The organism is Pseudoalteromonas sp. SG43-6, assembly GCF_014164365.1.
GTDB lineage: Bacteria > Pseudomonadota > Gammaproteobacteria > Enterobacterales > Alteromonadaceae > Pseudoalteromonas > Pseudoalteromonas rhizosphaerae.
Window position 1 is genome coordinate 1 of record NZ_JACJEZ010000114.1, and the last position, 2618, is coordinate 2618.

1 protein-coding gene is annotated in these 2618 nt (G+C 53.4%); it reads left to right on the forward strand.

Going from position 1 to position 2618, the window contains the following annotated elements; all coding sequences use genetic code 11:
• Positions 1-2618 (forward strand): Ig-like domain-containing protein (locus H5201_RS22265; protein WP_182785427.1); only part of this gene is annotated, 2618 nt, incomplete at both ends.

The window sequence follows — 2618 nt, forward strand, 5'->3', positions numbered from 1 at the left end:
ACCCTCAGCGCCACCGTGGATGCCAATGGTGATTGGGTAATTAGCCCGACAACCCCACTGCCTGATGGTGCGTTTAGTGTTGATGTCAGTGTCCTTGATGGTGTTGGCAACGAAACCACCGACTCAATTAGTGGTGTGATTGATACCACCGCGCCGAGTCTTACAGTGCAAGGCGTGGGTGATGGCAGTGACGTCACCCCGGTATTCAGTGGCACCAGCAATGAAATCGGTGGCACAGTGACCCTAGTGGTTACCGATGCCAACGGGGTTGAACAACCCCTGAGCGCGACAGTACAGAGCAATGGTCAATGGTCAGTCGAAGTACCGAACGGCCTGAGCGAGGGCGATTACACCGTCAATGCCGTCATTACCGATGCGGCGGGAAATGATACTCAAGTGGCCTTAACAGGCAATATTGATACCTCAGTGCCTGTTGTTATGGTTAATGATAATGGCCTTGGAAACAATGCGACACCAACGATTACGGGTACCTCAACCGAGCCTGCGGGCACCGTTGTCAGCATCAGTATCGTGGATGTCAATGGCGATAGTTATGGATTAAGTGCCACCGTCCTCGCTGATGGTTCATGGCAAGTAACAGCACCAAGCTTACCGGATGGCAGTTATACAGTGACCGCCAGTATTACCGATGCGGCAGGCAATACCGGCAGTGACACCGGAACTGGCAGTGTGGATACCTTAGATCCGTTGATCAGCATTAATAACTTGGGTGCAATTAATGATGACACGCCAACGCTCAGTGGCACCTCATCAGAGCCACAAGGGACAGTGATAAACCTCACTGTCACCGACAGCGGTGGGACAGTTACCACACTCAGTGCCACGGTTGATGTCAATGGTGACTGGGCCGTTACCGCCCCAGTTTTAGCCGATGATGATTATACGGTGGTTGCGAGCGTCAGTGATGCGGCGGGCAATAGCAACAGTGCCACCGATACCTTCACACTCAATACCTTAGCGCCAAGTATTACCATCAATGCGATTGGTGAAACCAATGACACCACACCGACCATTAACGGCAGCAGTGATGCGCCAGATGGCAGTGTTGTCACTGTGGTGATAAATGATGGAATTAATCCAGCAGAGACTATTCAAACCACCGTAACCGGCGGCACGTGGAGTGTCACGGCCAGTAGTGATTTAGCGGAGGGTGACTTTACGGTGACCGCCACCGTTGAAGATGGCGTGGGTAATCAAGGCACGGCCACAGTTACTGGGATTATCGACACCACCATGCCGGATATCAGCATTAATCCGCCAGCCGACACGAATGACACCACGCCTACTATCAGCGGCACGGCCAGTGCGCCACAAGGCAGCATTGTCACCTTAGTATTTAATGATGCGGCAGGCAACTCACACACAGTCACCACGCAAATGACACCATCAGGCACCTGGTCAGTGCCTGCGCTGGAGGTATTGGCTGAAGGCGAATACACAGTCACTGCGAGTGTCTCAGATCAAGCGGGCAATCCAGCCAGCGCCAGTGTCACCGGGGTGATTGATGTAACGGCTCCAATGCTCAGTGTGGATGCACTGGCAGACAGCAGTGATGTGACCCCCCTTATTAGTGGCCAAAGTAGTGGTGTGCCAGCAGGCACACAAGTAACGATTGAAATCATCGCTGCAAATGGCGCAGTACAAAGCGCGACAGCCCTAACGGATGGCGCAGGAAATTGGTCGGTGGAGGTCAGTAACGCGCTCGTCGAAGGCGAGTACACAGTGAATGTCAGTGTGACAGACTCCGCAGGCAATACCGGCACCGATAGCGAAACTGGGGTGATAGACACAACAGCGCCGAGCGTCACTATCGATGCACCGGCGTTGACCAACGACAATACGCCGCTGGTTACAGGGACATCGGATCTAGCCAATAGTGACATTGCGATTACCTTTACGGATGGCAATGGCAGCCATACGGTGACAGTACAAACCAATGCTAGCGGTAATTGGAGTGCAGAAGCCACGCAGCCGCTTATCGATGGTGCGTACACCGTGACTGCCAGTCTCACTGATGCCGCAGGTAATACCGGCAACGCCAGTGACAATGGCGTGGTGGATACAATTCCACCAGAGCTTGCGTTTGTGCCCACCTTCCTATTAGGGCAGTTAGTGTCTCTCAGCGGTACCTCCGATTTACCTGCTGGTAGTACTATCACCATCACTGAAAATCTCATTGGTGGCGGTATAGGCGCAACCTATACCACTACAACTGACGCCAATGGCGACTGGACGCTTGTGGGCTTAACCATTCCACTGCTAACAGTGGCCTCTGTGACTGCCAGTGCCAGTGATGAAGCAGGTAATGTGCGCACGATCACTTCGACTGATTTTGATGGTACGCCACCGACGCTCACGGTGAGCGTCGATACATTGAGCAATGACAACACCCCAGCCATTAGTGGGACCACTGATGCGGGTCAAGGGGCTGCAGTGACGGTGGTTGTTACCGATAAAGATGGCAACAGCGAAACCCTCAGCGCCACCGTGGATGCCAATGGTGATTGGGTAATTAGCCCGACAACCCCACTGCCTGATGGTGCGTTTAGTGTTGATGTCAGTGTCCTTGATGGTGTTGGCAACGAAACCACCGACTC